Raw genomic sequence first — 24936 nt, 5'->3', positions numbered from 1 at the left:
CATGAATAGAAATATGATTCGTTTCCTCCTCTCCAAGTTGTTAATCATTGAAGCTGGACTACTTCTAGTTCCACTCATTGTGGCTTTCATCTATCGCGAGCCTCATCAAAATTTACTTTCCATTAGCATCACAATTGGAATCCTCTTGGTGGTCGGACTTTTAGGCAGTTCTTTTAAGCCCAAAAATCATCATATTTATGCCAAAGAAGGGGTTTTAATTGTCGCCTTATGCTGGATACTTTGGTCCTTCTTTGGGGCACTTCCTTTTGTTTTTTCAGGACAAATTCCTCACCTCATAGATGCTTTCTTTGAGATCAGTTCAGGCTTTACAACAACAGGTGCCTCTATCTTACCAGATGTCTCTGTCTTATCACATTCTCTACTCTTTTGGCGTAGTTTCACCCACTTAATTGGAGGTATGGGAGTCCTCGTCTTTGCCCTTGCTATCATGGAAAATAATAAAAATAGCCATTTGGAAGTGATGCGAGCAGAAGTTCCTGGTCCTATCTTTGGTAAAGTTGTCTCTAAATTAAAAGACACGGCACAAATTCTCTATTTACTCTATTTGGCACTTTTTGCTATTTTTGTAGTAATCTATTACCTTGCAGGAATGCCTTTATTTGATAGCTTTATCATTGCCATGGGAACAGCTGGTACAGGAGGCTTTGCAGTTTACAATGATGGTATTGCTCACTATAACAGCTCTCTCATTACGTATCTAGTTAGTTTTGGAGTACTTATTTTTGGAGTAAATTTCAACCTCTACTACTTTTTACTATTGAGAAAATTTAAAGCATTCTTTGGAGATGAAGAATTGCGAACCTATCTCATTATTGTAACATCAACTACTCTTCTCATCTGTTTGAATGTCTTTCATATTTATCAAAATATAGCTAAGACTTTAGAAATTTCTCTTTTCCAAGTAGCGAATATCATCACCACCACTGGTTTTGGTCTTGGTGACATTACCTCTTGGCCACTCTTTTCTCAATTTATTCTCCTCATTCTCATGTGTATAGGAGGTTCTGCCGGATCAACTGCAGGAGGTTTAAAAGTTGTTCGTGGCTTAATCTTAGTCCGCATTGCTAAAAATCAAGTCTTATCCACTCTCTCACCAAAACGTGTACTGACCCTGCATGTCAACCATAGCGTGATTGACAAAGATACACAGCATAAAATCTTAAAATACCTTGTGCTTTATACGATGATTATCATCAGTCTTATTTTCATTGTCAGTCTAGATAATAATAATTTGATGACCGTCGTGAGCGCTGTTCTTAGCTGTTTCAACAACATTGGTCCAATGCTTGGTACAACAGATAGCTTTGCAATCTTTGGTCCAATTTCCAAATTCCTGCTCTCTCTTGCTATGATTGCAGGGCGGCTAGAAATTTACCCAATGATTCTGCTCTTTATGCCACAAACTTGGTCCAAACGGTAACTAGATCCAATAAAAACTCGCCAGTCAATAGACTAGTGAGTTTCTTTATTTTCTGAGTGATTGCGTTTCAAACTAAAATCATCCGGTACAGGATCATCTCCTCCGTTCGCCCATGGATGGCAACGCAAAATACGTGCAATCCCCATCAACAAACCCTTGATGCCATGTTTTTCTATCGCTTGAATCATGTAGTTTGAGCAAGTTGGCTGATAACGACAGGAAGGTGGAAAAGCCGGTGAGATAAATTTTTGATAAAAACGGATTAGCGCGATAAGGACTTTTTTCATTATTTTTTCTTTGTAACAGCTAGATTATGTAACTGACTGACCTCTTTTTTATTGAGACGGCGAGCTTCACCTGGACGAAGGCCAGTTAAATTTAGATGGCCAAATTGCGTGCGGGAAAGTTTATCTACTTGCAAACCAACAGCCTCAAACATCTTTTTTACTTGATGATTCCGCCCTTCATGGATCGTCAACTGGATAATCGAATGATTCTTAACCGGATCTACTTTCAGAATTTCATAAACAGCTGGTTTGGTTTTCTTACCATCAATTTTTACACCTTTTGTCAACGGTCGAAGGATCTCTTTATCAGCTACCCCCTTGACACGAGCGACATAGACCTTATCAATCTCATTTCGAGGATGAATCATTTCATCTGTAAAATCTCCATCATTTGTCAAAATTAAGGCACCTGACGTATCCCAATCAAGCCTCCCTACTGGATAAATCCGTTCTGTGACATTTGGTAACAAATCAACTACTGTTGGACGACCTTTGTCATCTGTCACGCTAGAAATAACACCACGTGGCTTATTTAAGAGGTAGTACACTTTTTCTTCATTGTAAATTGGCTGACCATTTACCTCCACGCGATCTCCAGACTTGATCGTCGTTGCCAATTCACGAATAACTTGTCCGTTTACAGTGACCAGTCCTTGCTTTATCAATTCTTCTGCTTTTCTACGACTAGCAATCCCAGCATGGGCAATATATTTATTGATTCTCATCCTCTATCCTTTCAACAAATAGTTGACTTTCCTCTGTTATTAACTCTGTTTCTTCCACTACTGGCAATTCTTCTAGACTATTGATGCCCATATAATCCAAAAAATAATCAGTCGTCACATAAAGATTTGGGCGACCAAGCACTTCTTTTTTCCCATTTTCGCGAATCAAATCAAAAATCTGTAATTTAGAGATTGCACCACTAGAATTGACACCACGAATCTCATCCACTTCAATTCTTGTAATGGGCTGCTTGTAAGCAATAATCGACAAGGTTTCAAGTGCAGCTCTTGATAAACTTTGATTGATCGGAGCTCTTGAATATTCCCGCAAAAGGTCAGCGAAATCTTGTTTGGTAACAATTTTATAAGCATTCGATGTCTCTAATAGAGCAAGACTTGAATCTTCGTCTTTTCGATATTTTTCTGCTAATTTCTCCAAACTCTGTATCACACCCGTAGGCGGTATAGAGAGGAGATCTGCTAGTTGACGGACACGCAAGCCGTCCTCACCTGCTACAAAGAGCAAGGCTTCAATCTCTGCTAATTTACTCATTTCTTTTTCCCATTAGATAAATATTCCCAAAATTTTCTTCCTGCACCACTTGAATTTCTTGCACTTTTACCAATTCCAATGTTGCTAAAAATAGAGTAATGACTTCATTTATATCTTTTGTTTCTGAGAAGATTGCTTGAAGAGCAATTTTTTCTTGTAAATGGCAGCGATTGCGTATTACATTCATCATGTCTTCAATTTTATATTCGTCTTTGACAATGGTTGTGTGGTTTTGAGCAAATTCTTCTCTTTTTTGTGTCATCAACTTTGAAAAGGCCAGAAACAAATCAATCGTTGTTTTGTCATGACGTAACTCAGCATTTTCATATACCAATTCAATTTTAGGCTTGGAGTAATAAAGAGCCCGTTCTTCATGCTGCTCTGCCATTTTCTCACCTAACAATTTGAATTTCCGATATTCTTCGATTTGAGCAAGTAAATCTTGCTCCAGATTCTCTTCAGTTTCTATGGTATCCGCCACTTTTGGCAAGAGCTTCCGACTTTTAATCAACATGAGCTGACTCGCCATGACCATATATTCACCCGTCACTTCTAACTTCATAGCTTGAAGGGTCGCTACATAAGCTAAGTACTGCTCAATAACCTCTGTAATCGGCACATCATAGATATCCATTTGGTATCTTGACACCAAATGAAGTAATAAATCCAATGGGCCTTCAAAATCTTTAATTTTTATGTCCATTATCTATATTTTTCCAACGTCATTATTGTTTTCAAACCTAAATTGCGCGCAATTTCATATATTTCTACGCCTTTCTCTCGCTGACGTAAAATATATTGCTCTCGCAAACTCTGAGCAGATAAGGTAGCTTGATTTTTTTCAATCAAAAAAGCCTCTAATTGACGAAAGCCCCATTGCCGTGAATAGGTTTTCCCATTTTTTTCTAACAAATAAGTCCCTTCCAGAGTCGTTCCCAGTTCTCCAATCAATTGATCTGGAATAGGAACAATACGCTTTTGACCTGCTTTCTCAATGCGAATAATCTGAAAATCTAGATTTACATCTGCTACTTTTAACTGCAAAATTTCACTTGGTAACAGCCCCATTTCCAAAATGAGAAGTGCAATCAAACGACCGTTATATTGATTTGTATCGGCATAAAAATTAGATAAGTCCAAAATCTCCGCATCGTGTTCTTTCGGAATTCCAACTTTTGGCAACTCTAGGCGATAAAAATTTGAAATGAAGCGTTTGTTGTATAAATAATACAAAAATTGATTGACAGCAGATAGCTTTCGCTTTTGAACAGAAGGTTTGAAGTCAGCAATAGAAGCCCGATAAATTCGAAGATTAGTATCTGTAATTTTTGCATGAATCACATCTACAAACTGCTCCAAATCATAAAAATAAGCTGTTTTTGAATTATCAGATAAATTTTTTCCTTCTAAAAAGGTGGTTATTTCTTCTTTCATTTTGGATGGATCTCGTATTCATTCGCAAAGCTGTGTAAAAGAGCATTGACTGCTTTTAAGATAGATTTACGCGTAATAATTCCTTGAAACGTATTTTCCTGATCAACAACTGGCAAGAAGGACTCATCTACTAATTTATGTAGCACTTCTGTCAATGTAAAATCTGGGCCGACAGTTAGGTCATCTTTTTTTGCCATATGTACAATATCAGTTGTCATAAACTCCTCATCAGGGATTTCGTGCTGCATTTGATAAGACAAGATATCTGTTAGCGAAATCGTACCCACAAACTTTTTCTGATCTGTCACTACCGGTACTCGTGAGTATGTCATTTGACTCAGTAATAAAATAGCATGGTCTGCATTATGGGTATCAATCAAGACAGCTAAGTTTTCTGCCGGTGTTAAAAAAGTGTCTTCTTGCTGTAAGAGAAAATTTTCAAATTCTTTGGCAATCATCGAGTAAACTCCTTTGATAGGCGAGAATACAGTTCGTGTTGACGCGTATAGTAGTTCACTTGAAATGCATCATCACTAATCTCTACCTTAGCATAAAGTCGCTCATTGATAACACCACGCGGTTGACTGATAGAGCCGGGATTTAAAAAGAGTGTTTTTCCTTCCATCCACGCATCTGGAATATGTAAATGCCCATATAAACAAATATCCGCATCTACCTCTTGTGCCCATAAATCCAATTTTTGAAAACCAAAGTTGATATGCTGAAGGTGACCATGAGTTTGTGCAATAACGGTACCATTTAAATCCGTCACCAAACGATCTGGATAGCCACCATAGAAATCCATGTTCCCTGCTACAACATAAATTCCTTGCCACACTTCGTCATCACTTGGCAGCTCAGAATCACCATTATGAAAAATAGCATCTACTTTTCCGAGATAATAGGTCTTGATCTCTTCTACAATAGCACGATCTCCATGAGAATCACTCATTACGATGATGGTTTGTTTTGCCATGTTGGAAATACCTCCACTAATTTTTGAACTGCTTGAGCTCGATGTGATTGAGCATTCTTTTCTTCCATTGTTAATTCTGCAGATGTTTTGCCTGTTTCACCTACTAAAAATAACGGATCATAGCCAAATCCATTCTCCCCTTTTGGCTCAAAATTAATATAGCCTGCCCAGTCAGCCTCCACGACCAGACTTTCTTTAGTAGGACTTGCTACCACAAGAGTTGTATGAAACTGTGCTGAGCGATCTTTCAACTCGAAAACCATTGCCAATTCATGTAGTAGTTTTGCATTATTTTCTAAGTCTGTCGCATCATTTCCAGCAAAGCGAGCAGACCAAACTCCAGGCAGACCACCTAACGCATCTACTTTTAAGCCTGAATCGTCTGCCAATACCATTTTGCCAGTCAGCTTAGAGATAGTCTCTGCTTTTAAACGAGCATTTTCTTCAAAAGTCATCCCAGTTTCTGCGACTTCTGGTAAATCAGGATAGTCATTCAAATTTTCAATCTGATAGCCTAATCTTTCAAAGATTCTGCGGAATTCAGCGGTCTTTCCCTCATTACGAGTAGCAATTAAAATCGTATCTCCTACTGTCAAACCTGACAATTCTTGTTGAGAAAAGAAAACATTTAATTTGACACCTTTTTCAGGTAAGTGCACTAAAACTAATTGTCCCTTTTCCGTAATCAGAATAGCACCTTTATGAAATTGCGCCTGAAACTGTGAATTTTGATTCTCATTGATCATTTGCAAGACGAATTGGACAAACGACATCATTGAGCTATATTGCATAACCGTAACAGAAAATGCTTGACCTTCAACTACTAATTGACAGAGCTCTTCTTCCATACGACTGAGTTCTTCCGAATCAACATCCTTAAAATGGAAAGTTCCGCCACGAGAAGACCATTCTCCAACATACCAATCTTGGGTATCTTTATACTCATAAATTTTGCTACTCATAAGGTCACATGCTCCACATTTATTTCTTTATTTAGCCACGTTTCTGCAATTTCAGCAAAATTTTTCGCATTTGCTGTTGTAAAAAAGCGGTGTTGAGGAAGTTCTCCTTCTCTGCTGTGATTGATTTCAAAATAGTTTAGTAAGACAGAAATGTCTCGTACACATTCTGCTCCACTATCAATCAATTTCACAGTTGGTCCCATCACATTTTGAATGATTGGTTTTAGTAAAGGATAATGAGTACAGCCTAGTACTAAAGTATCCACCTTGCCTTTTAAAGGCATTAAGCTTTCATACACCACTTTTTTCGTAATACTAGACGACAGTTCATTAGATTCTACTAGCGGTACAAATTTGGGACAAGAAAGACTTGTCACTTCCACTTCCGGTAAGAGACGTTCGATTTTTTGACGATAAATATCTGATTGAATCGTCATTGGCGTTCCTATAATGCCAATCGTTCCATGTTGAGATGCTTTGATTGCTGCACTAGCTCCTGGTAAGATGACTCCTAAAACCGGGATATCTAATTTTTCTTTGATGTCTTCCCAAACCACAGCAGTAGCTGTATTGCAGGCGAGAACAATCATTTTGACATTTTGGGTTAAAAGGAATTGTACCAATTGCCATGTGTATTCCCGAATTTGCTCTGCAGGTCGGGGACCATAAGGCGCACGTGCAGAATCGCCAATATAAATTACTTCCTCATGTGGAAGTTGCCGCATCAACTCACGAACAACTGTCAAACCGCCCACGCCTGAGTCTAAAAAACCAATTGGTCGATTATCCATAAGTTCTTCTTTCTAAAGAAGGGACTGGGTGCAAGTCCCAAATCCCCATTCATTTATCTCTTTAAAAATCAATTTATCGTATAAAACAAAGATTATTTTTTCTTTTTAGCATTTTCAAGTGCTGCTTTTTGTTGATTTTTAATTTGACGATACACTTGTTGTACCTTTGCTTCATTTGGTTTTTGTCCGTTTGCGGATAGCATCGTACGGACAGCATCGATATTCAAACGTGGATTGTCTGCAAATTCTTTTTCAATTTGTTTGCGGACAAGATACATGCCAGCGACCATGCCACCAAAAAAAGCAAGAATAATCAACAAAATAGCTAATAGTAAATTCATAAATATGTAATCCTCTTTTCCCTTTTTACATCTTCTTATTATATCAAAAATTGTCTATTTTTCAAAGTCCAAACTATAGAAAACGATACTCTTGTCAATGGCCTAAGACATCTAACAAGCTCATTCTTTCATAAACAAAAAGAGACTGAGACAAAAATTCTCAGTCTCCTAAAACTATGTAGCAAAATTTGCAAGACGCAGTCACTGTCTGGCTTTAAAGGCGCTTATATCAAGCTTTTTAAAACCTAGCCATCGTTGCGGGGATGGGACGACAAAATCGAATTCTTCGAGTTACCGATTTTTGCCCCACTTTCAATCATTAATATTTCTTTCACTCCTAATTATCTCTTCCAAAAATACGAAGAATACTTAGGAATAAATTGATAAAATCAAGATACAAGCTCAAGGCCAATGAAACTGCCCAACCAGCTGCTACATTTCCTCCCGATTGCTCATAGACATAGCGGATTCGTTGATTATCCCAAGCAATCAAACCAGAAAAGATAATCACACTAATAATACTAATGATGAAATCCAGTCCAGAGCTCCTAAGGAAAATATTCACCAAACTAGCGATGATAATTCCAATTAACCCTGCAATAAAAGCTCTGCCTAGACCAGACAAATCCTTCTTAGTAAATTTGCCAATCAATGCCATCGCAAAAAACATTGCAGAAGAAGTAACAAAGGCTGCTAAAACTGTTGCTTGTGTGTAAAGAGCCAACACTAAACTAATCGTAAAACCATTTAAAGCCGAATAAACTAGAAAAGTTGGCAATGCAGCTGGATTGTTTTTAGCAGACATACCTGAAGCTACCCAGACAAGGATCAGCTCAGCAAAAATTGCTAAGTAAAAAATCCAAGTATTTCCTGTCATGACAGACAAAATCACATCTTGAAAGATGGTCAGCATTAGTGCTGATACAAGAGCAGAAATACCAATCCCCATTCCAACTAAAGAGTATACTTTTGCATAAAAACTATTGATACCACTATTTTCTTGAATAATTGTATTGTTCATAAGCTCTCTCCTTTATTGTTATATGTTATGATTTTAACATTTTTCTGTGGAAAAGTCTTCTTTTAGCAATCTTTTTCCGAACTGGTGCTATTGCTTCCTTGATTGCCCAGTATTTATCCACCATGGTGACAATATAGCCCTCTTTATACCGCGGTGGCGCTACTGTTGCACCCCACATATGTTTGAGAATGATATCTTCTTCGACTTTATTTAGTTTGGTTACTTTCCGTGCATTCCTCACTGCTAACCGAGGGTGTACCCAAGCATGGCTCTTATTGAATTTTGTTTCACGCCAATCATAATAAAACATATCGTGCAAAAGACCTCCACGCGCGGTACTTTTTGCATCCCAACCTAATTTCTTAGCAATTTTATAACTCGTATAACTAACATGAATCGAATGTTCCAAACGGTTGGAATAAATGTGATGTGTTATGGTTTTTAATTTCTGGACGCGTGGTTGAGCAATCAATTGTCCAACATGCTCCATATACTCTTTATCTTCTTTATAAAGCATAGAACCACCTCCATGTGCTTCAAATTATAAATATATTTCTAAATTTTAACTTAAAGAAAAGATGAGAATTCCTGCTGCAACGGCTACATTTAAACTCTCAGCTCGTCCTTTCATCGAAATATGAACCAGTTGATCTGCCTTATCCATCATCTGCTGGCTGATTCCTTGCCCTTCATTTCCCAATACAAGAACAAAATCTGTCATTGGTGCTAATTCTCGATAATCAATAGAATCTCTTGAAAGTGTCGTTGCCAAGACCGGCAATTGTATTTGTTTGGCAAGCTCAAGAAAATCTGATGTTTTCATTTGATAAATAGGCAAATGAAAATGGCTGCCCTGCATGGAACGTAGGGTTTTAAGATTGTAAATATCTGCCGAATGCTGCGAAATAAACACTCCATCATAACCAGCTGCATCAGCCGTTCGGATAATCGTTCCTACATTTCCGGGATCCTGCACATCTTCTAAAAAGAGATATTTCCCTTTGAGAAATGAAGGAGCAGATTGTTTTTCAAAAGCAATCTCTGCCACAATGCCCTGCGGCGTTTTCGAATCAGCCAAATCAGTCAAAATTTCTGAGGTTACCACATGAACTTGAGAAAAATCTTTCACTTTATCAAAAAAATTTTCTAAAACAAAGATATGTCGAATCTCAGCTTGTGCATTTACTGCTTCTTCAAATAAATGCCAACCCTCAATTAAGTATGAGTCTTTCCGATACTTTTTTTGAAGTAATTTTTTAGTATTTTTTACCACATTATTAGCTTTTGAGGTTATAATATTCATAGGTATATTATATCACAAAAAGGAGGCTCGCATGCAAAAAGTAAGAATGATTGCGCAAGGTCGCGTACAAGGGGTCGGATTCCGTTGGGGAGTCTATAGGCTTGCTACAGAAATTGGTGGCATTACAGGGCGTGTCTGGAATAATGAAGATGGTACCGTAGAGATTTTGGCGCAAGCAGAAAACTCTGCCCTTATGGCAAAATTTATCCAAGAAATTCGCAAAGGACCAACGCCATTCTCAAAAGTCAGCTATTTAGATGTTACAATGACGAATTTTGAATCCTATTCAGATTTTAAAATTGCAAATTAAGTCCTAAGAACTATTGTATATTTAGGAAAAAAACAGTAGAATAGAAAGGTATTATTTTTTAGAAAAAGGAAACAAACACGTGAAAAAATTAAATCGTATTTTATTCTCAGGATTAGGGTTATCTATGCTTCTGCTGCTCTCAGGATGTGTGCAAGTAAAAGATGGTAAGCCTGCTGGGTTTGTCTGGGATATCATTGGAAGACCAATGAGCCTTGCCATTCAGTATTTTGCTAATAACATGGGGCTAGGTTTTGGTGTTGCTATTATCATTGTTACCCTGATTGTGCGGCTGATCATTTTGCCACTGGGACTTTATCAATCATGGAAAGCAACTTATCAATCTGAAAAGATGAACTACTTGAAGCCTATTTTTGAGCCTATCCAAGAACGTATGAAAAATGCTGAAACACAAGAAGAAAAACTTGCTGCTCAGCAAGCACTCATGGCTGCTCAAAAAGAAAATGGTGTCAGCATGTTTGGCGGAATTGGCTGCTTACCATTATTGATTCAATTGCCTTTCTTCTCGGCTTTGTACTTTTCAGCTCAATACACTGAAGGAATTGCACACAGCGTATTTTTAGGTATTCCACTTGGAAAAGCCAGCATGCTCCTTACTGCTATCGTCGGTGTTTTGTATTTCATCCAGTCTGCTTTAACTCTTGTCGGTGTTGATGAAGTTCAAAAAGAACAAATGAAAAAAATGATGTACATGAGCCCGCTCATGATTGTTATCTTTTCTTTCACAGCTCCAGCAGGTGTAACACTTTACTGGGTAATCGGCGGTTTCATTATGATCATTCAACAATTGATTATCAATCATTACATCCGTCCTCAGCTCAGAAAACGCGTAGCTGAAGAATACAAAAATAACCCACCTAAAGACATTAAAAATTCTACTTATAAAAAGGATGTAACCCCTCAAGCACAGGCCGTTATCGAAAATAGAAAACAAAATAAAAAGAAAAATCGTAATGCTGGAAAACAACGTTCAAGATAAACAAAAAAAGCTGGGATAATCATTCCGGCTTTTTGCTTGTCGTTCAATCAGAAAATCATCCTACTATGAAACAACACTCCATTTTTTCAAACACCAACTTGAATGACAGAACATTCTCATTCAAAAATAAACTTACCAAAATTCACGAACAAAATCATTTTCTAAGCGCTCACTGTAAAATAATTCTGACAACGATTTATCATCAAAAATACGTAGTAGATTTTTTAAATCATAAGCCAACTCCATAGTATCTAGGTCTTCACGTGCCACCCACATAACTTCACCTTCTTCTGACGAACGAATATGACCAGAAAATTCATTTGTACGATAAAGAAAGACCAGATAACGAATACCTTCCGCCGTATACCAATGTTTCATACCAACCAGTCTAGGACGATGGATTGTTAATCCCGTTTCCTCATATACTTCACGCACAACTGCTTGGTGGAGACTTTCTTTTTCTTCTATATGTCCGCCAGGCAGAGCTGCTCCTGACCAAGAATACCGTTTTGGATCCCGAATTTGCATGACAATGCGCTTCTGATCATCTTCAATTAGACACATGTTGGTTAAAATCACTTGGGACTGATGGGACATATTTCCCTCCTCTATGTTTTACTGAGACGCGCCCCGTGATTGTGATGATACCACGGGACGCGTTTTCTTTTTTTAATTATGCTGTTTTTTCGACTTTTAGGATTTTTACATCATAACTACCAATAGGTGTTTCAACTGTAGCTGTGTCACCTGTTTTCTTGCCAATTAGAGCTTGTCCAATAGGACTTTCATTAGACACTTTTCCTGCAAAAGCATCTGCTCCAGCTGCGCCAACAATCATATAGACTTCTTCGTCTGTTTCACCAACTTCTTGAATCGTAACGGTCTTACCAATAGCGACTTCATCATGAGCTACTGCATCGCTGTCTACAATTTCAGCGTAACGAATCTTGGTTTCTAGACTAGATATTTGTCCTTCAACAAAAGCTTGCTCATCTTTGGCTGCTTCATACTCACTATTTTCTGATAAATCTCCATAAGAGCGAGCAATTTTAATACGCTCTACTACTTCAGGACGGCGAACCAATTTAAGTTCTTCTAATTCTTTTTCAAGTTTTTCCTTTTCTTCAAGGGTCATAGGATAAGTTTTTTCTGCCATTATTTTCTTCTTTCTATTTTTTAAACAAAGAGATTGGGACAATAATGTCCCAACTTTCTAATATCGTGTGTGATTCCTTTGCAAGGCACAATCTCCATCCAGTCTAAAATATGCTTATTGCACTCTATTTCAGACCTAATTTTCATTGCGCTAAAGGAGAATCAAATCAAGTTCTACGAAGTACCGATTTTGCTCTACTCCTTTTAATTCGAACTACTTGGCTTTGTCAATTTACTATTGACATGCTCCTGAACATTTTTCTCATGTTCTGCATAGGTAGTTGCGAAATAAACTTTTCCTGTTTCTGTATTAGCTACGAAGTATAGATAATCAGTTTTAACTGGATTAACCGTCGCTTCAATAGCAGAGAGACTCGGATTATCTACAGGGCCAGGCATTAAACCAGTGTTTTTATAGACGTTGTAAGGCGAATCAATATTCGTATCAATTGCAGCATCTTCCGATAAGGTCGTTTTTTGTCCAAGTTTTCCTTGAGCATACAGAATTGCAATATTGCTTTGTAAAGGCATATTTTGATTCAAACGGTTGTAAAAAACACTTGCAATATTTTTCCGATCTTGATCTGTTGAACCTTCTTTTTCAACCAAGGATGCAATTGTTAAAACATCGTGCACCGTCAAGTTCTTCGTTGCTAAAACATCATAATATCGTGACATAGTCTTATCCATTGCAGCTAACATTTGATCAATGAGAGTTTCAGCTGTTGTACTATCTGTCACATTGTAAGTAGCAGGGAAAAGATAGCCCTCTAAGCGATACTTCACACCACTCTCTTTTTTAGCTAGGTTTTCCAATAATTTCGGATATTTCGCAACTTCCTGAGTAATAAAATTATCATCTTGTATTTTCTTTAAGAAAGCTTCTGAAGATAATTTATTTTTCTTCAGCTTCGCAATCATTTTTGCAATTTGTTCAATCGTATATCCCTCTGGAATCGTCAATTTTTCCATTGATGGATCTTGCGGAGTATCCGTTCCACCTTGCTGTAGTTTTTTAGCAATTGCATCCAAATTCATGCTCTTTTGTAGATTGTAATAACCTGATTGGAAATCTGCATAATTGTTAAATTTGGCATAGTAGCTAAAAATCTGAGCATTTTTGATCAAACCAGCTTTTTCCAAGACTGTTCCAATTTCTTTGGTGCTCGATCCAGTCGGAATCTTAACCGTCACATACTTGGTATTTTTCGCATCAACTGGTTGTAGTGCCGACGCAACATAACGATAAGCAAAGAAACCAGTTATTCCAATTCCTAAAAGCAGTAATATCAAAACAGTTTTAACAATTTTTCCTGCGATTTTGTTTTGACGCTTCTTAGTAGTGACTATCTGAGAAGTCCGATTTGAACGAGAAAGTTGCTTTGTTTCTTTCTCTGTTCCGTAAACTGCAGGCTGAACCAATTCTTCTGGAACCTTGATTTCTTCGACCGCTTTATTGATTGGGTAAGAAACAGGGACTTTCGTTGTATGAGTATTAAACTCTTTCTCTTCCCTAGCTGCCGCTTCGGCTTCTATTTGCTCAATGGTTGGAAGAGGACTTTCTAATGGAGCTGGCTCTGGCTCGTTAGTTTCTTCTTTTTGCACCTGTGGTATATCCATTTCAGAAGCAAGTGTTTCCTCTTCTTCCTGAATAGAAGGAAGTGTCGATTGGCCTAGCCCCAACTTTTCGTGTAAATCATTAGATTTTTCTACAGGGGTAGGTTGTTCAGTCCCCTTTGCTCTAGCTAAGTCTCGCAGAATTTGCTCTTTAAAACTCAATCCTTCTTTTTCTTGTGAATCTTCAGCCAAATAGTTGACCTCCTTGTTCAATATCCCTACTATTATATCTTAAAAGGAAAAGAAAAGCAATAAGAGAAAGCCTTTCTTTCAGGCTTTCTACGAAATAATCAATACGTCTCTCAATTACTAGGCGTTTCCCAAACCATATCATACCAAATTTCACCTGCATAGGTAGATTGAGACAGCCCCTCATTGATAAAACCATGCTTTTCATAATAGCCGACTAAATAATCATGACAAGTTAAGTTGATTCCCAAGCGCTGGTCTCGAATAGCAATCTCTTTCATTGCATCCAACAAGCTACGACCTAGTCCCATATTTTGCGCATTTTTAGAAATCGATAAACTGGTCAACGAAATATAATGATTCGATAAATGACTATAATCTTTTACTTCTGAAGTAAAGGATTGATCTACTAGATGGCGTTCTGGACGAACAGGTCCCTCTAGGTAGCCTAACATCTGACCGCCTCGTTCAGCGACTAAGAAACTTGTTGTTAATTTTTGAATATGAATTTCTAAAATCTCTCGACTTAAGGCTTCCTCTGGTCCAAAATTCTCCAATTCAATAGCCGTAATAGCATCCAAATCTGCTAAATTTGCTTGTCTAATCTTCATTTTTACTCCTTAAAATACGGATTATCCCAAACCATATCATACCAACCAACTCCAGCATGAACGGAATCTGAAATTCCTTCATTCTTAAAATTATTCATTTCATAATAGGAAATCAAATAATCATGACAAGTTAGATTGATCCCTTGTCGATTTTGAACGACTGCTTTTTCTTTTAAAGCTGCAAGTAGCAGAATTCCAATTCCCTGTCCTTTAAAATCCGGGTGAACAGACAAACTTTGAATAGCAATGAAACCACCCGAATCTGGATTTTCTACCACTTTTTCAAACAACTCATCTGTTAAATGACGTGAAAAAACGGCTGACCCGACAATATAGCCAGCTATTTTTTCATTTAATTCTGCTATTAAGCATGTATTTGGAACATGTGCAATCCATTTTTGAATAGTTTCTGCACCAACCGCTGTTGTGGAAAAATTCACCTGTTCGATAGCCTTGATTGTTTCCAAATCTTCCAAAATAGCTTCTCGAAGAGTGACTTGAGGAGTTAGATTACTGGACATTGCTTGTCAAATTGGATAATAAGCGTTCAAAAGAATATTCATAGGTTTGAATATCACCAGCCCCCATGAAAACGTAAACTGCATTTGGATGTTCTAGTAAGGGAGAAACATTGTCAACGGTAATGATGTCTGCTTTTTTCACGATCTTCGCTGCCAAATCTTCTACTTTGACATCTCCATGATCCACTTCACGTGCAGAACCATAAATCTGTGCTAAATACACTGCATCTGCTTGATTCAAAGCTTCTGCAAATTCGTCCAAAAGTGCAATAGTCCTAGTAAAGGTATGGGGTTGGAAAATTGCAACGATTTCTTTGCTTGGATATTTCTGGCGAGCTGCATCTAAAGTTGCAATGATTTCAGTAGGGTGATGAGCAAAGTCATCAATAATTGTCGTTCCATTCACCATTTTTTCAGTGAAGCGACGTTTCACACCACCAAAAGTAGCCAAATGCTCTCGAACCAAAGTCAAATCAAATCCAGCTGTATACAATAAACCAATAACAGCTGTTGCATTCATAATATTGTGGCGACCAAAGCTAGGAATCTTGAATTCTCCTAATTCTTTCCCGCAGAAAGAAACTTTAAAGCTGGAACCCGTCGTAGAACGAAGCAAATCATGAGCGACAAAGTCATTTCCTTCCTTAAAACCATAATAATAAATAGGAGCATTGGCTGTAATCCGACGCAACTCCTTGTCTTCACCGTAAACAAACACCCCTTTGCTAACTTGTTTAGCATAATCATTAAATGCATTGAAAACATCTTCTAAGCTAGTAAAATAATCTGGGTGGTCAAAGTCAATATTCGTAATAATCGAATATTCAGGATGATAAGGCATAAAGTGACGCTCATATTCATCTGCTTCAAACGCAAAATATTTCGCATTTGCAGAGCCACGTCCCGTACCGTCACCGATGAGATAACTAGTATCTGTAATATTTGACAAAACGTGTGCTAACATGCCAGTCGTTGATGTCTTTCCATGTGCACCCGCCACCCCCATGCTGACAAAATTACGCATAAAGATTCCAAGAAATTCATGGTAACGCTTATAAGAAATGCCATTTGCATCGGCGTAGGCAATTTCAAGATTATTATCCGGACGGAAAGCATTTCCTGCAATAACTTCTACATCTGCTTGAAGATTTTTTTCGTCAAAAGGCAAGATTTTAATTCCTGCTTGTTCTAAGCCACGTTGAGTGAAATAGTATTTTTCAACATCGCTTCCTTGAACTTGATGTCCCATTTGATGCAGCATCAATGCTAAGGCACTCATTCCAGAGCCCTTAATCCCAATAAAATGATAGGTTTTTGTCATAATTTCTCCTTAAATACAAAGAACATTAAATAGGTGAAATCGCGTTCACACCAAAACGTCTTTACTTTTTGTCAACATTCGATTATTTTTCTTCCAATCGTGTTAAATTTAACTCTTGTGCTATCCGACGCTCTCTTTGATTTTGCAATTCTTTTTTGTTATAAATTTGACTTGTTTTTAAAAAGTCATAATTATTTTTAGATTTTTTGGGTGATTCCTTCGGCAAAGAGGTATTTACTTTGATATCTGCTAAAATATAATGATCCTGCTTTAAATTTCGACTATATTTTGATAACCCACTACCATTTTCCTTTTGGAAAAATGCTGTTGGTTGATGTGAAATAGCTGTATTAGCCTTATTAACAGCAGGATGGGGGCGTTTTTTAGTTATAAAGTCTGAAGTCAAATAAGCTGCTGAGCGTTTCTTTTTTAAATCCGCTCTGGCTTCTTCTCTAGCCAATTCTGCATAGCTTTTTGGGGCAGGTTTGGCGACTTCAGCAGACGGAATAGCTGAAGTTGCTTGGTAAGCTTTTCCTTCTTTTACCTGACTATCTGCAATTTTCTTTACAATTGGTTCCCATTCTAAATAATTTTTATCAACATAGTCACCATTAATATTGCTGATAAGATCACTTTCATCGTAAAGATTCATACGCGGCATTTCTGATAGCATAATCTCATCATCAGAAATCAATGGAAAAGTTTTTTCTTTCATGAGCACATTTCCTTTCAACACTTCATTATAACCTATTGGTGCTATTTTTCAAGTGTTTCTGTAGAAATTCCTAGAATTTCTCGTATTTCAGCAACGGTTAGGCTGCTACGGGATTCTGTTCCATCTAGGATAGTTGATACGAGATGACGCTTGCTTTCCTGCAACTCTTGAATTTTTTCTTCAATCGTTCCTCGCGTAATCAATCGATATACTTCTACATTTCTTTCTTGACCCATACGGTGAGCTCGACCAATTGCCTGAGACTCTACTGCTGGATTCCACCAAAGGTCTACTAAGATAACAGTATCAGCACCAGTTAGATTCAAGCCAACACCACCAGCTTTTAAAGAGATTAAAAAGGCGTCTCCTTCCCCATTATTAAAGGCATTTGTCATTTCTTGCCGCTCTTTTGCTGGTGTAGAACCTGTAATTTTAAATGTCTCCATTTTCATCTTTTTCAATTCTTTTTCGATAATGTCTAGCATTCCTCGGAATTGAGAAAAGATTAACACACGGTGGCTTCCTGTCTGAATCTGCTCTAATAGTTCTAGCAGGCTTTCTAGTTTGCCACTCTCTCCATGATAGTCCTCCATAAAGAGCGCAGGAGTATCGCAGATTTGACGTAATCGCATCAAGCCAGATAAGATTTCCATTTTGCTGCGATTAAGTTCTTCATCTGTAGAAGTAAGCACACGCTCCTGCATTTGTTTTAGTTGCGCTAGGTAGATAGCCTTTTGACTATCCGCAAGCTCATTGCGATAAGAAACTTCGATGAGTTCTGGCAATTCTTGCAAGACATCTTCTTTCTTTCGCCGCATGACAAATGGTTTGATAAAACGAGCAACAGTTTCTGCAGGCAGTTTCAAAAAGTTCTTTTTGTTAGGTAATAATCCTGGCAAAACAATTTGAAAAATAGACCATAATTCGCTGAGGTTATTTTCAATCGGTGTTCCAGAAAGAGCAAAAGTATTTTTGACCTCAAAATTTCGTAAATGATGAGCAATCTTGGTTTGCGCATTTTTCATGACCTGTGCTTCATCTAAAAAGAGATAATCAAAGTTCAATTGACTATATTCTTCAACATCTTGACGGAAAGAGGCATAACTTGTAATCATCACTTGATGACGTTCTGCAATTAAGTTATCTCTTATTGATTTTAAGCCATAGATGACTGCCGCATCAATATCCGGTGCAAACTTTGCAAACTCATCCAGCCAATTGTAAATCAAACTAGATGGCGCCAAAATTAAGACGTTCGTTTCCTTTTTTAGCCTGCTACTTAAAAAGGCTATCGTTTGGAGTGTTTTCCCAAGCCCCATATCATCTGCTAAAATACCACCAAACCCGTAACGGTCAAGCATGCTTATCCACTTGACACCAGTTTCTTGGTAATCACGCAAAGTTGCCTCCACTTTTAATGGCGGCAGTGTAAATTCCTCCGGATGCGTCAAATCAAAAGCTAAATGGCGAAACTCTTCTGAAAAGCTCACTTTTTCTTGGCATTTGAACAATTCAGATAGCTGATAGGCAGCAATCCGCTGTGTCTGGAAAATACCATTTTTTCCTTTTTTAGCTCGTAAATCCTGTAAGGTTTTGCCGACTCTTTTTGTTTCCTCATCAAAAACGAGCACCTTGCCAGATTTACTGATGAAATAATCATTAGTCGAAAAAAGAGCTGCTAAAGCATCATCCACTTCCGCCTGGTCAATACTGGTAAAGTCAAAACCGATATCTAGCAAACCACCATTTGTCTGAATCGAAATTGTCGGTCTTTCAACTTGGTATAAAGCTGCCAAATTTTCTGATACAATTACCTTTCCCAATCGTTTGAAACGAGGAAGAGTTGATGTGAAGAATGAATAAAGCTCTTGTGGCTGCAGCGGAGGACGCTTGCTTACAAAATTTGCTTCAAAACCAGCAGACAGAGCTTGTTGAAAAACTTTCTGCTCTAACTGAAAATCACTAGCAAATGGTAATTTTTCTAACTCCAAACGACTGGTAACTATACGATCTCCATAATCAAACTGAATTTTGAGACTGATTTTTTTAGACTCTAACAACTCAAAATTAAATAACGGGGTGAAAGTATGAATCACCAAACTTTCTGGTGCATGAATAGAGCCGATTTTGCGAAATTCTAGTAATCCTGAAGCCAGTTTCGCTTGATCACTTGTATCAAATTGCAGGCGTTTTTTACGATCGGTGTCCACAGGCAATTCTCGCATCACCTGAATCATACGCTTTTGCTGTTCAGTTAATTGGTAAAAATGATTTCCATAAAAAATAAAGTCACCACCGTATAGAATTTTATAATTTTGCTCCGTAATAGTGAGTTCAAAATAATCTGAATTTTCCTCTACTGTAAAATCATAAATTCCTACTTCGGCATGTAAATCTTGGAAAAAAACTTCGTCATAATCATAAAGACTGTATTCTAAGCGGAAATGCGGCAAATTCATAAGCCGATTCAAGCCTTCCTCAAACAGACTAGATGGAAAATAAAGATGTCTAGCTGCATTTGGAAAAATAAAAGAAGCATCTTGATCTTGCTGATAAGAAACAAGCCCTCGTAAAAACTGAATCACCTCTTGGCTGGCTTCGTCAAAAGCAGCTAATTGCATTTTTTCATAATAGTGTTTTCCGATTTGATAATAATCGCCTTTTTCAACAATTTTTAAAAAAGCACGAATATCTCGAACAACATAAGAGCGTTCATCGGGTAAACGACTGATACGCAAAGTCCACAGAAATTGTCCTGTATAATCATCTTCTTGCCCAACTGCCGATAATTCATATCGAACAGGTATTTCTTCTGTTAGAAGAATTTTATCCAAAAAAAGACTGCCAAAAGAGACCTTTGTTTGTGTTGCCTCAGAAGTTGTCTGTTCTTCTTCCAGATTGGCCAAAACAACTTTTCCTTCGGGGTCATTTTTTAGAAAATATTCTAATCCTGCCAGATGAGCACAATATTTCTTTTTTTGAAAAAAATCACAGGCACAAAAAATGGCTTCGTCGTCCAAGCTATATCGCAGATTGTGATTTTCAACTCGGCTGTAAATCATCCGATCTTTCACTTTAAGAATTTCAATTTTCCCTGCTTCATAAAGAGTCGTCCCTTCTGTCCGAATCTTCCCAGGAATCAATTTTGCCATAAGTACCACCTTTATTTTATCTATTCATTATATCATATTTTCGGCATAAAGAAAAAAGCAAGCTCTTTCTTGCTTTCTTTTAAAAAATATTTTCTTTGAGCTTTTTATAGCACTTAGTGCGTGTTACTAGGAACACTAAAAAGAGCCAAATCCCCAGTAAAGGGAAAGAGAATTTTGTTATCATAAGTCAAATGGTTCCCAACGTTATGGCAGTCAAGGAAAGATGTGCAACTCCTACAAATATCAGACTAAAAAGTGATAACCATTAACGAAAACCAAATGGTTTATACTTTCTATCATCGTAGTAAATATTCGCATAAGCTAAACTTGCAATTCCAATGAGCATTGCCCTAGAAACATTCATCCAATTCATATTTCTTTCTCACATAGGTACATTAAACTAATCACCTTGTGCTTCTCCCATTATTTTTATGCCAGTCCTTGTTTAGCTGGCTCCGCCCTACTTCCGCTTCCTTGCAATTAAGTGAATCGGGGTTCCTTCAAAGACAAAGGCCTTGCGGATTTGATTTTCCAAGAAACGTAGGTAAGAGAAGTGCATAAGCTCTTCTTCATTGACAAAGATGACAAAGGTTGGCGGTTTGGTTGCTACTTGAGTCGCATAAAAAATCTTGAGGCGTTTGCCCTTGTCAGTTGGCGTCGGATTAATTGCGATAGCATCCATGATGACATCATTGAGCACTGCAGACGGTATGCGGGTATTTTGACTTTGACTGATATTTTTAATCATCTCTGGAAGCTTATGCAAACGTTGCTTGGTAAGAGCTGATACAAAGACAATCGGTGCATAAGAAAGATACTGAAATTGGTCGCGAATATCTGCTTCCCAATTTTGCATGGTCTTGTTATCTTTTTCCAGCGTATCCCACTTGTTAACAACGATAATGATTCCTTTACCAGCTTCATGAGCAAAACCGGCGATTCGCTTGTCATACTCGCGAATGCCCTCTTCAGCATTGAGCACCATCAGAACAACATCTGAGCGGTCAATGGCCCTCATAGCCCGCATGACAGAGTATTTCTCCGTATTTTCATAGACTTTGCCTGACTTGCGCATACCAGCCGTGTCGATCATGGTAAATTCCTGACCTTCACTGTCCGTAAAGACCGTATCAATGGCGTCACGCGTAGTACCAGCAACAGGACTGGCAATAACCCTATCCTCACCCAGGATGGCATTGATCAAGCTAGACTTGCCGACATTAGGACGGCCAATCAGACTAAACTTAATCATATCAGGATTTTCTGCCACTTCTTCATTTGGAAGATTTTCAACGATGGCATCAAGAACATCTCCTGTACCAATCCCGTGGACTGAAGAAACTGGGAATGGATCGCCTAAGCCCAGCGCATAAAAATCAAAAATTTCATTACGCATCTCTGGGTTATCTACTTTATTGACCACTAGAATAATCGGCTTATGGGTCTTGTAGAGCATACGAGCCACGTATTCATCCGCATCTGTAATACCTTCTTTTCCAGACACAACAAAAACGATAACATCTGCCTCATCCATAGCAATCTCTGCTTGGTGCTTGATTTGCTCCATAAAAGGAGCATCCACATCATTAATACCACCTGTATCAATCATGCTAAACCTGCGATTCAGCCATTCAGCCGTCGCGTAAATACGGTCACGAGTGACCCCTTCAACATCCTCAACAATAGAAATCCGTTCCCCGGCAATCCGATTAAAAAGTGTTGATTTGCCAACGTTGGGACGACCGACAATGGCAATGGTTGGTAAAGCCATATTTTCCTCTTTCTTATTTATTCACTAGTCAACTGATCTACATAAAGTAACTTCTCATCTAACAATGAACTATTTCATTCACCGGCGATTTTCTCCTTCCAGACGCACTTCCTCTGCTAAGAATTTTATTCTTTCCATGACCCGACGAGCCTGCCAAGTTTCATCTCCGTTTTTGGATGTAGCAAAATGGCGTTCCAAATCCGCAAAATTAAAATTTGATGTAAAGAAAGTTGGCAAATTTTCCTGCATCCGATGCTGCAAAATAACCTGCAAAATCTCATCTCGCATCCAAGGACTTGATTGCTCCGCACCAATATCATCCAAAATCAAGACTTGTGCTACTTTTACTTCATCAATCTTTTCCTTCACCAAACCGGAAGAAATGGCATTCTTTACATCCAACACAAAACTAGGATAATGAAGCAACGTCGTGGAAACACTGCGTTTTTCCGACAAATCATGTGCTAAGGCAGCCATCATGTAACTTTTACCCACGCCAAAATCACCATAAAGGTAAATCGCTTTTTTATAGTTTGGATAATCTGCCACAAAATTCGTCAACAACTCAAAAGCCTTGTAACGACCAACATCGTCTAAATCCACTTTTGCCAAACTAGCTTCCTTGAGACTAGCCGGAAGACTAATCAGGTTTAAGCGCGCATTGATAGCTGCTTGCTTCTGTGCTTCAACTAGCTCTGGAGTTTCTTCATAAGAAACGTCAGCATATCCCTCATTTTTCACTAAAATTGGCTTATATCCCTTAGCAATATAAGCCTTATCGCCTAGTAAAAAACGATTTCGCTCAGAAATATACTGATTAAACTTAGAAATGCTTCGTTTGATTTCAGCTGGTGTCATCCCTTCTGACTGGATAAAAGCCGCCACATCTGGATCAGCCATGATTTGCTCGACCAATTTATCATAATCAAATTGCTGCGCACCATTTCTACGTGACATTGCTTGTCCAACACGTTCCATCTAGTCACCTCCTTGATCTAATTTCGCTAAAAGTTTTCTCTTTTGCTCCTCTAGCTCAGCCTGCTTTTCAGCACTTGTTTCATTCTTATAGTCAGGATTACTCCAGTCAGGAACATTGCTCTTTGGAGCAGAATCTTTCGCTGCTTTTTTGCTATGCTGTGTTTGATAACGTTCGCGAATATACACCACAGCTTCTTCAGCTGAGAAGATTTTTTGATAGGAAAAATCATTTGCTACTTTTAAAGCATACTTTTCATTAAGGTTGGCTGAATTTACCTTATTAAAAGTCAATAGTAAAATCACATTGATTACTTCATCTAACAAGCCCAAATTTGCCATTTCTGTCAAGCACTGACGCTCTCCGTGTGTAATCGTTGCATGCTTAGCTTTCTTGATTTCTGCCAAAAATTGCAGAGCTGTTTTACTCTTAGCCTCTCGAAGAATCGTTTGCTCTTGAGTTGAAAACAGTTCATTTGAAACTTTTTGCTGTAATTTTTGCTTCATTCGCTTAGTTGAAATCACATGACCGACAGCTGTTTTTTTAGCTAACAAATAGGTCTCATACCAGGTCCAATTTTTTTTCTCTGCAATGGCAAAGAGTACCAGCAAATCTTCTTTTTCATTATCAAAGCGCAAGTTTTCACGTGCCATCAATTGTTTAAAATAGTCCAACTCAAAATGATTCTGCTTTGATCGCAATTCTGTTTTTGTATCTTCTACTTGAAAAATCTCTGACAGCTTCACATCTTGCTTCTCACCCCTTGGTTGACTAGGTAACAAAGCCTTTACCGCAGCTTCACCAATCTTCTTTTCCAAAAGATGTCTATAAACAGGATTAGCTAAAAAGTCAACAGCAGATAAAGTCGGCTGCAAATAAACTTGAAAATAATTCTCCGCATGATAAAGCTCTACTAACCGCATAGCAGACAAAATTTCTAAACTCTTTTGTAAGGCATTCATTCCCAGATTGAGATGATTCAAAATGTGTCCAAAAGTATAAGATGATTTCCCATTATCCCAAAAAGCGAGCAAATATTGATAAATAGAGGTCGCATCAAACCCTAAAATCGGCAAATACAGACGAATTAAATTTGTACTGTCCTGACTGATCAGATTATTTTTCACAAAAGAAAATTGATCATTGGGTTTCATTTATTGTTCCTTTTTCTTTTTAGCTGTTTTTGTAATCTGCTTCAAGAGGTTTTCCAACTCGCTCACATCTTTAAAACTACGATAGACACTGGCAAAGCGAACATAGGTAATCTCATCTAATTCCGCTAATTCTTTCATTACCAGACCGCCGATAAACTCACTCGCAATCTCATTTTCATTATTGCTACGCACTTTTTGCTCAATTCTGCTAACAATCGCCTCAATCTCATCACTAGAAACAGGACGTTTTTGCGCCGAACGAATGATTCCATTAAAGATCTTATCTCTTGAAAATTGTTCCCGCGTGCCATCTTTTTTAACGACAACGAGCGTCCGTTCTTCTACACGTTCATAAGTTGTAAAACGATATTGACACTCTTCACATTCACGACGACGACGAATTGTATTGCCATCTTCAGCCTGTCTACTGTCAATAACGCTTGACTTACTACCACCACACTTAGGACAACGCATCTGCTTCCCTCCTGAATTCTTAATACTTCATTATACCATGTTTTAAGAAATAACAAAAGCTAGTAAATTGGTATTCCCATAGTATAGTGAAATTTCAGCTATCTATTTAGAAAACATTCACTTCGAAAAAATGACAATC

The 24936-nt window shown here is 37.9% G+C and carries 28 protein-coding genes; 3 read left to right on the top strand and 25 right to left on the bottom strand.

Features of this window, described 5'->3' with window-relative positions; genetic code table 11:
• Position 1: 1 nt before the first annotated feature.
• Entirely contained in the window at positions 2–1441 is a 1440-nt protein-coding gene (locus HMPREF2542_RS08220; RefSeq protein WP_058669771.1) for a TrkH family potassium uptake protein, read from the top strand.
• A 32-nt stretch (positions 1442–1473) separates the two neighbouring features.
• Here HMPREF2542_RS08220 and yidD read toward each other — a convergent pair whose 3' ends face one another.
• The 13 genes from yidD to HMPREF2542_RS08155 form a co-directional block, all read right to left on the bottom strand.
• Positions 1474–1728, bottom strand: a complete 255-nt coding sequence (gene yidD / locus HMPREF2542_RS08215) for a membrane protein insertion efficiency factor YidD (RefSeq protein ID WP_058669772.1) — start codon at positions 1726–1728, stop codon at positions 1474–1476.
• A complete protein-coding gene (locus HMPREF2542_RS08210) occupies positions 1728–2453 on the bottom strand; it encodes a pseudouridine synthase (protein WP_058669773.1) in 726 nt (241 codons plus the stop codon). The genes yidD and HMPREF2542_RS08210 overlap by 1 nt, the downstream gene beginning before the upstream one ends.
• Positions 2440–3006: an SMC-Scp complex subunit ScpB gene (scpB, locus tag HMPREF2542_RS08205; protein WP_058669774.1), complete on the bottom strand. Its 567-nt coding sequence runs from the start codon at positions 3004–3006 to the stop codon at positions 2440–2442. The genes HMPREF2542_RS08210 and scpB overlap by 14 nt, the downstream gene beginning before the upstream one ends.
• On the bottom strand, positions 2999–3709 hold the full coding sequence (locus tag HMPREF2542_RS08200; RefSeq protein WP_020998359.1) for a segregation/condensation protein A: 711 nt from the start codon (positions 3707–3709) through the stop codon (positions 2999–3001). The genes scpB and HMPREF2542_RS08200 overlap by 8 nt, the downstream gene beginning before the upstream one ends.
• Positions 3709–4440 (bottom strand): site-specific tyrosine recombinase XerD, encoded by a 732-nt coding sequence (gene xerD, locus HMPREF2542_RS08195; protein WP_058669775.1) that lies wholly within the window; start codon positions 4438–4440, stop codon positions 3709–3711. The genes HMPREF2542_RS08200 and xerD overlap by 1 nt, the downstream gene beginning before the upstream one ends.
• Entirely contained in the window at positions 4437–4898 is a 462-nt protein-coding gene (gene cbpB, locus HMPREF2542_RS08190) for a cyclic-di-AMP-binding protein CbpB (RefSeq protein ID WP_003071900.1), read from the bottom strand. Before cbpB ends, xerD begins: the two co-directional genes overlap by 4 nt.
• The gene (locus tag HMPREF2542_RS08185) at positions 4895–5416 is read right to left on the bottom strand and encodes a metallophosphoesterase (protein WP_003068159.1); all 522 of its coding nucleotides are present in this window, start codon (positions 5414–5416) and stop codon (positions 4895–4897) included. The genes cbpB and HMPREF2542_RS08185 overlap by 4 nt, the downstream gene beginning before the upstream one ends.
• The gene (locus tag HMPREF2542_RS08180; RefSeq protein ID WP_058669776.1) at positions 5392–6378 is read right to left on the bottom strand and encodes a nucleoside-triphosphate diphosphatase; all 987 of its coding nucleotides are present in this window, start codon (positions 6376–6378) and stop codon (positions 5392–5394) included. The genes HMPREF2542_RS08185 and HMPREF2542_RS08180 overlap by 25 nt, the downstream gene beginning before the upstream one ends.
• Complete coding sequence (racE, locus tag HMPREF2542_RS08175) at positions 6375–7169, bottom strand: glutamate racemase (protein ID WP_058669777.1); 795 nt, start codon at positions 7167–7169, stop codon at positions 6375–6377. The genes HMPREF2542_RS08180 and racE overlap by 4 nt, the downstream gene beginning before the upstream one ends.
• A 92-nt stretch (positions 7170–7261) precedes the next feature.
• Positions 7262–7510: a YneF family protein gene (locus tag HMPREF2542_RS08170; protein ID WP_003068156.1), complete on the bottom strand. Its 249-nt coding sequence runs from the start codon at positions 7508–7510 to the stop codon at positions 7262–7264.
• Positions 7511–7847: 337 nt separating this feature from the next.
• Positions 7848–8531, bottom strand: coding sequence for a Bax inhibitor-1/YccA family protein (locus HMPREF2542_RS08165; protein ID WP_003068155.1), 684 nt, complete (start codon positions 8529–8531; stop codon positions 7848–7850).
• 25 nt (positions 8532–8556) lie between these two features.
• Positions 8557–9048 carry an HDIG domain-containing metalloprotein gene (locus tag HMPREF2542_RS08160; protein WP_003068154.1) on the bottom strand — a complete coding sequence of 164 codons (492 nt, stop codon included), beginning with the start codon at positions 9046–9048 and terminating at the stop codon, positions 8557–8559.
• 45 nt (positions 9049–9093) lie between these two features.
• Positions 9094–9834 (bottom strand): TrmH family RNA methyltransferase, encoded by a 741-nt coding sequence (locus tag HMPREF2542_RS08155; RefSeq protein ID WP_049477063.1) that lies wholly within the window; start codon positions 9832–9834, stop codon positions 9094–9096.
• Between the two features lie 31 nt (positions 9835–9865).
• On the opposite strand from HMPREF2542_RS08155, the gene HMPREF2542_RS08150 reads away from it, so the two are divergent.
• Positions 9866–10144 (top strand): acylphosphatase, encoded by a 279-nt coding sequence (locus tag HMPREF2542_RS08150; RefSeq protein WP_003068151.1) that lies wholly within the window; start codon positions 9866–9868, stop codon positions 10142–10144.
• Between the two features lie 79 nt (positions 10145–10223).
• On the top strand, positions 10224–11141 hold the full coding sequence (yidC, locus tag HMPREF2542_RS08145; RefSeq protein ID WP_058669778.1) for a membrane protein insertase YidC: 918 nt from the start codon (positions 10224–10226) through the stop codon (positions 11139–11141).
• 132 nt (positions 11142–11273) lie between these two features.
• On the opposite strand, the gene HMPREF2542_RS08140 is transcribed toward yidC, so the two are convergent.
• The 12 genes from HMPREF2542_RS08140 to nrdR form a co-directional block, all read right to left on the bottom strand.
• Positions 11274–11738: an 8-oxo-dGTP diphosphatase gene (locus tag HMPREF2542_RS08140; protein WP_058669779.1), complete on the bottom strand. Its 465-nt coding sequence runs from the start codon at positions 11736–11738 to the stop codon at positions 11274–11276.
• 76 nt (positions 11739–11814) lie between these two features.
• A complete protein-coding gene (gene greA, locus HMPREF2542_RS08135) occupies positions 11815–12297 on the bottom strand; it encodes a transcription elongation factor GreA (RefSeq protein ID WP_003068147.1) in 483 nt (160 codons plus the stop codon).
• A 203-nt stretch (positions 12298–12500) separates the two neighbouring features.
• The gene (gene mltG, locus HMPREF2542_RS08130) at positions 12501–14105 is read right to left on the bottom strand and encodes an endolytic transglycosylase MltG (RefSeq protein WP_058669780.1); all 1605 of its coding nucleotides are present in this window, start codon (positions 14103–14105) and stop codon (positions 12501–12503) included.
• Between the two features lie 110 nt (positions 14106–14215).
• A complete protein-coding gene (locus tag HMPREF2542_RS08125) occupies positions 14216–14713 on the bottom strand; it encodes a GNAT family N-acetyltransferase (RefSeq protein WP_058669781.1) in 498 nt (165 codons plus the stop codon).
• Between the two features lie 2 nt (positions 14714–14715).
• Positions 14716–15234 (bottom strand): GNAT family N-acetyltransferase, encoded by a 519-nt coding sequence (locus HMPREF2542_RS08120; protein WP_058669782.1) that lies wholly within the window; start codon positions 15232–15234, stop codon positions 14716–14718.
• Positions 15224–16555, bottom strand: a complete 1332-nt coding sequence (gene murC, locus HMPREF2542_RS08115) for a UDP-N-acetylmuramate--L-alanine ligase (RefSeq protein WP_021002467.1) — start codon at positions 16553–16555, stop codon at positions 15224–15226. The genes HMPREF2542_RS08120 and murC overlap by 11 nt, the downstream gene beginning before the upstream one ends.
• Before the next feature lie 82 nt (positions 16556–16637).
• Positions 16638–17270, bottom strand: coding sequence for a divisome accessory protein ZapJ (locus tag HMPREF2542_RS08110; RefSeq protein ID WP_058669783.1), 633 nt, complete (start codon positions 17268–17270; stop codon positions 16638–16640).
• A gap of 41 nt (positions 17271–17311) precedes the next feature.
• Positions 17312–20422: a pilus expression-regulating Snf2 family helicase gene (locus HMPREF2542_RS08105; protein WP_058669784.1), complete on the bottom strand. Its 3111-nt coding sequence runs from the start codon at positions 20420–20422 to the stop codon at positions 17312–17314.
• A 460-nt stretch (positions 20423–20882) separates the two neighbouring features.
• Positions 20883–22193, bottom strand: coding sequence for a ribosome biogenesis GTPase Der (gene der / locus HMPREF2542_RS08095; RefSeq protein WP_058669785.1), 1311 nt, complete (start codon positions 22191–22193; stop codon positions 20883–20885).
• A gap of 78 nt (positions 22194–22271) precedes the next feature.
• Complete coding sequence (gene dnaI, locus HMPREF2542_RS08090; protein WP_037598788.1) at positions 22272–23171, bottom strand: primosomal protein DnaI; 900 nt, start codon at positions 23169–23171, stop codon at positions 22272–22274.
• On the bottom strand, positions 23172–24323 hold the full coding sequence (locus tag HMPREF2542_RS08085) for a DnaD domain protein (RefSeq protein ID WP_058669786.1): 1152 nt from the start codon (positions 24321–24323) through the stop codon (positions 23172–23174).
• Positions 24324–24797 (bottom strand): transcriptional regulator NrdR, encoded by a 474-nt coding sequence (gene nrdR, locus HMPREF2542_RS08080; RefSeq protein WP_003068126.1) that lies wholly within the window; start codon positions 24795–24797, stop codon positions 24324–24326.
• Positions 24798–24936 lie beyond the last annotated feature (139 nt).

Origin of the sequence: Streptococcus sp. HMSC034B05 (assembly GCF_001809055.1) — a bacterium.
Lineage (GTDB): Bacteria > Bacillota > Bacilli > Lactobacillales > Streptococcaceae > Streptococcus > Streptococcus constellatus.
The sequence above is the reverse complement of the archived record's forward strand: the minus strand, read 5'-3'. Positions and strand labels throughout refer to the sequence as shown.

Coding starts and splice junctions, on each gene's coding strand:
- HMPREF2542_RS08220 (WP_058669771.1), top strand. CDS start 2: ATGAATAGAAATATGATTCGTTTCCTCCTCTCCAAGTTGTTAATCATT.
- yidD (WP_058669772.1), bottom strand. CDS start 1,728: ATGAAAAAAGTCCTTATCGCGCTAATCCGTTTTTATCAAAAATTTATC.
- HMPREF2542_RS08210 (WP_058669773.1), bottom strand. CDS start 2,453: ATGAGAATCAATAAATATATTGCCCATGCTGGGATTGCTAGTCGTAGA.
- scpB (WP_058669774.1), bottom strand. CDS start 3,006: ATGAGTAAATTAGCAGAGATTGAAGCCTTGCTCTTTGTAGCAGGTGAG.
- HMPREF2542_RS08200 (WP_020998359.1), bottom strand. CDS start 3,709: ATGGACATAAAAATTAAAGATTTTGAAGGCCCATTGGATTTATTACTT.
- xerD (WP_058669775.1), bottom strand. CDS start 4,440: ATGAAAGAAGAAATAACCACCTTTTTAGAAGGAAAAAATTTATCTGAT.
- cbpB (WP_003071900.1), bottom strand. CDS start 4,898: ATGATTGCCAAAGAATTTGAAAATTTTCTCTTACAGCAAGAAGACACT.
- HMPREF2542_RS08185 (WP_003068159.1), bottom strand. CDS start 5,416: ATGGCAAAACAAACCATCATCGTAATGAGTGATTCTCATGGAGATCGT.
- HMPREF2542_RS08180 (WP_058669776.1), bottom strand. CDS start 6,378: ATGAGTAGCAAAATTTATGAGTATAAAGATACCCAAGATTGGTATGTT.
- racE (WP_058669777.1), bottom strand. CDS start 7,169: ATGGATAATCGACCAATTGGTTTTTTAGACTCAGGCGTGGGCGGTTTG.
- HMPREF2542_RS08170 (WP_003068156.1), bottom strand. CDS start 7,510: ATGAATTTACTATTAGCTATTTTGTTGATTATTCTTGCTTTTTTTGGT.
- HMPREF2542_RS08165 (WP_003068155.1), bottom strand. CDS start 8,531: ATGAACAATACAATTATTCAAGAAAATAGTGGTATCAATAGTTTTTAT.
- HMPREF2542_RS08160 (WP_003068154.1), bottom strand. CDS start 9,048: ATGCTTTATAAAGAAGATAAAGAGTATATGGAGCATGTTGGACAATTG.
- HMPREF2542_RS08155 (WP_049477063.1), bottom strand. CDS start 9,834: ATGAATATTATAACCTCAAAAGCTAATAATGTGGTAAAAAATACTAAA.
- HMPREF2542_RS08150 (WP_003068151.1), top strand. CDS start 9,866: ATGCAAAAAGTAAGAATGATTGCGCAAGGTCGCGTACAAGGGGTCGGA.
- HMPREF2542_RS08140 (WP_058669779.1), bottom strand. CDS start 11,738: ATGTCCCATCAGTCCCAAGTGATTTTAACCAACATGTGTCTAATTGAA.
- greA (WP_003068147.1), bottom strand. CDS start 12,297: ATGGCAGAAAAAACTTATCCTATGACCCTTGAAGAAAAGGAAAAACTT.
- HMPREF2542_RS08125 (WP_058669781.1), bottom strand. CDS start 14,713: ATGAAGATTAGACAAGCAAATTTAGCAGATTTGGATGCTATTACGGCT.
- HMPREF2542_RS08120 (WP_058669782.1), bottom strand. CDS start 15,234: ATGTCCAGTAATCTAACTCCTCAAGTCACTCTTCGAGAAGCTATTTTG.
- murC (WP_021002467.1), bottom strand. CDS start 16,555: ATGACAAAAACCTATCATTTTATTGGGATTAAGGGCTCTGGAATGAGT.
- HMPREF2542_RS08110 (WP_058669783.1), bottom strand. CDS start 17,270: ATGAAAGAAAAAACTTTTCCATTGATTTCTGATGATGAGATTATGCTA.
- HMPREF2542_RS08105 (WP_058669784.1), bottom strand. CDS start 20,422: ATGGCAAAATTGATTCCTGGGAAGATTCGGACAGAAGGGACGACTCTT.
- der (WP_058669785.1), bottom strand. CDS start 22,193: ATGGCTTTACCAACCATTGCCATTGTCGGTCGTCCCAACGTTGGCAAA.
- dnaI (WP_037598788.1), bottom strand. CDS start 23,171: ATGGAACGTGTTGGACAAGCAATGTCACGTAGAAATGGTGCGCAGCAA.
- HMPREF2542_RS08085 (WP_058669786.1), bottom strand. CDS start 24,323: ATGAAACCCAATGATCAATTTTCTTTTGTGAAAAATAATCTGATCAGT.
- nrdR (WP_003068126.1), bottom strand. CDS start 24,797: ATGCGTTGTCCTAAGTGTGGTGGTAGTAAGTCAAGCGTTATTGACAGT.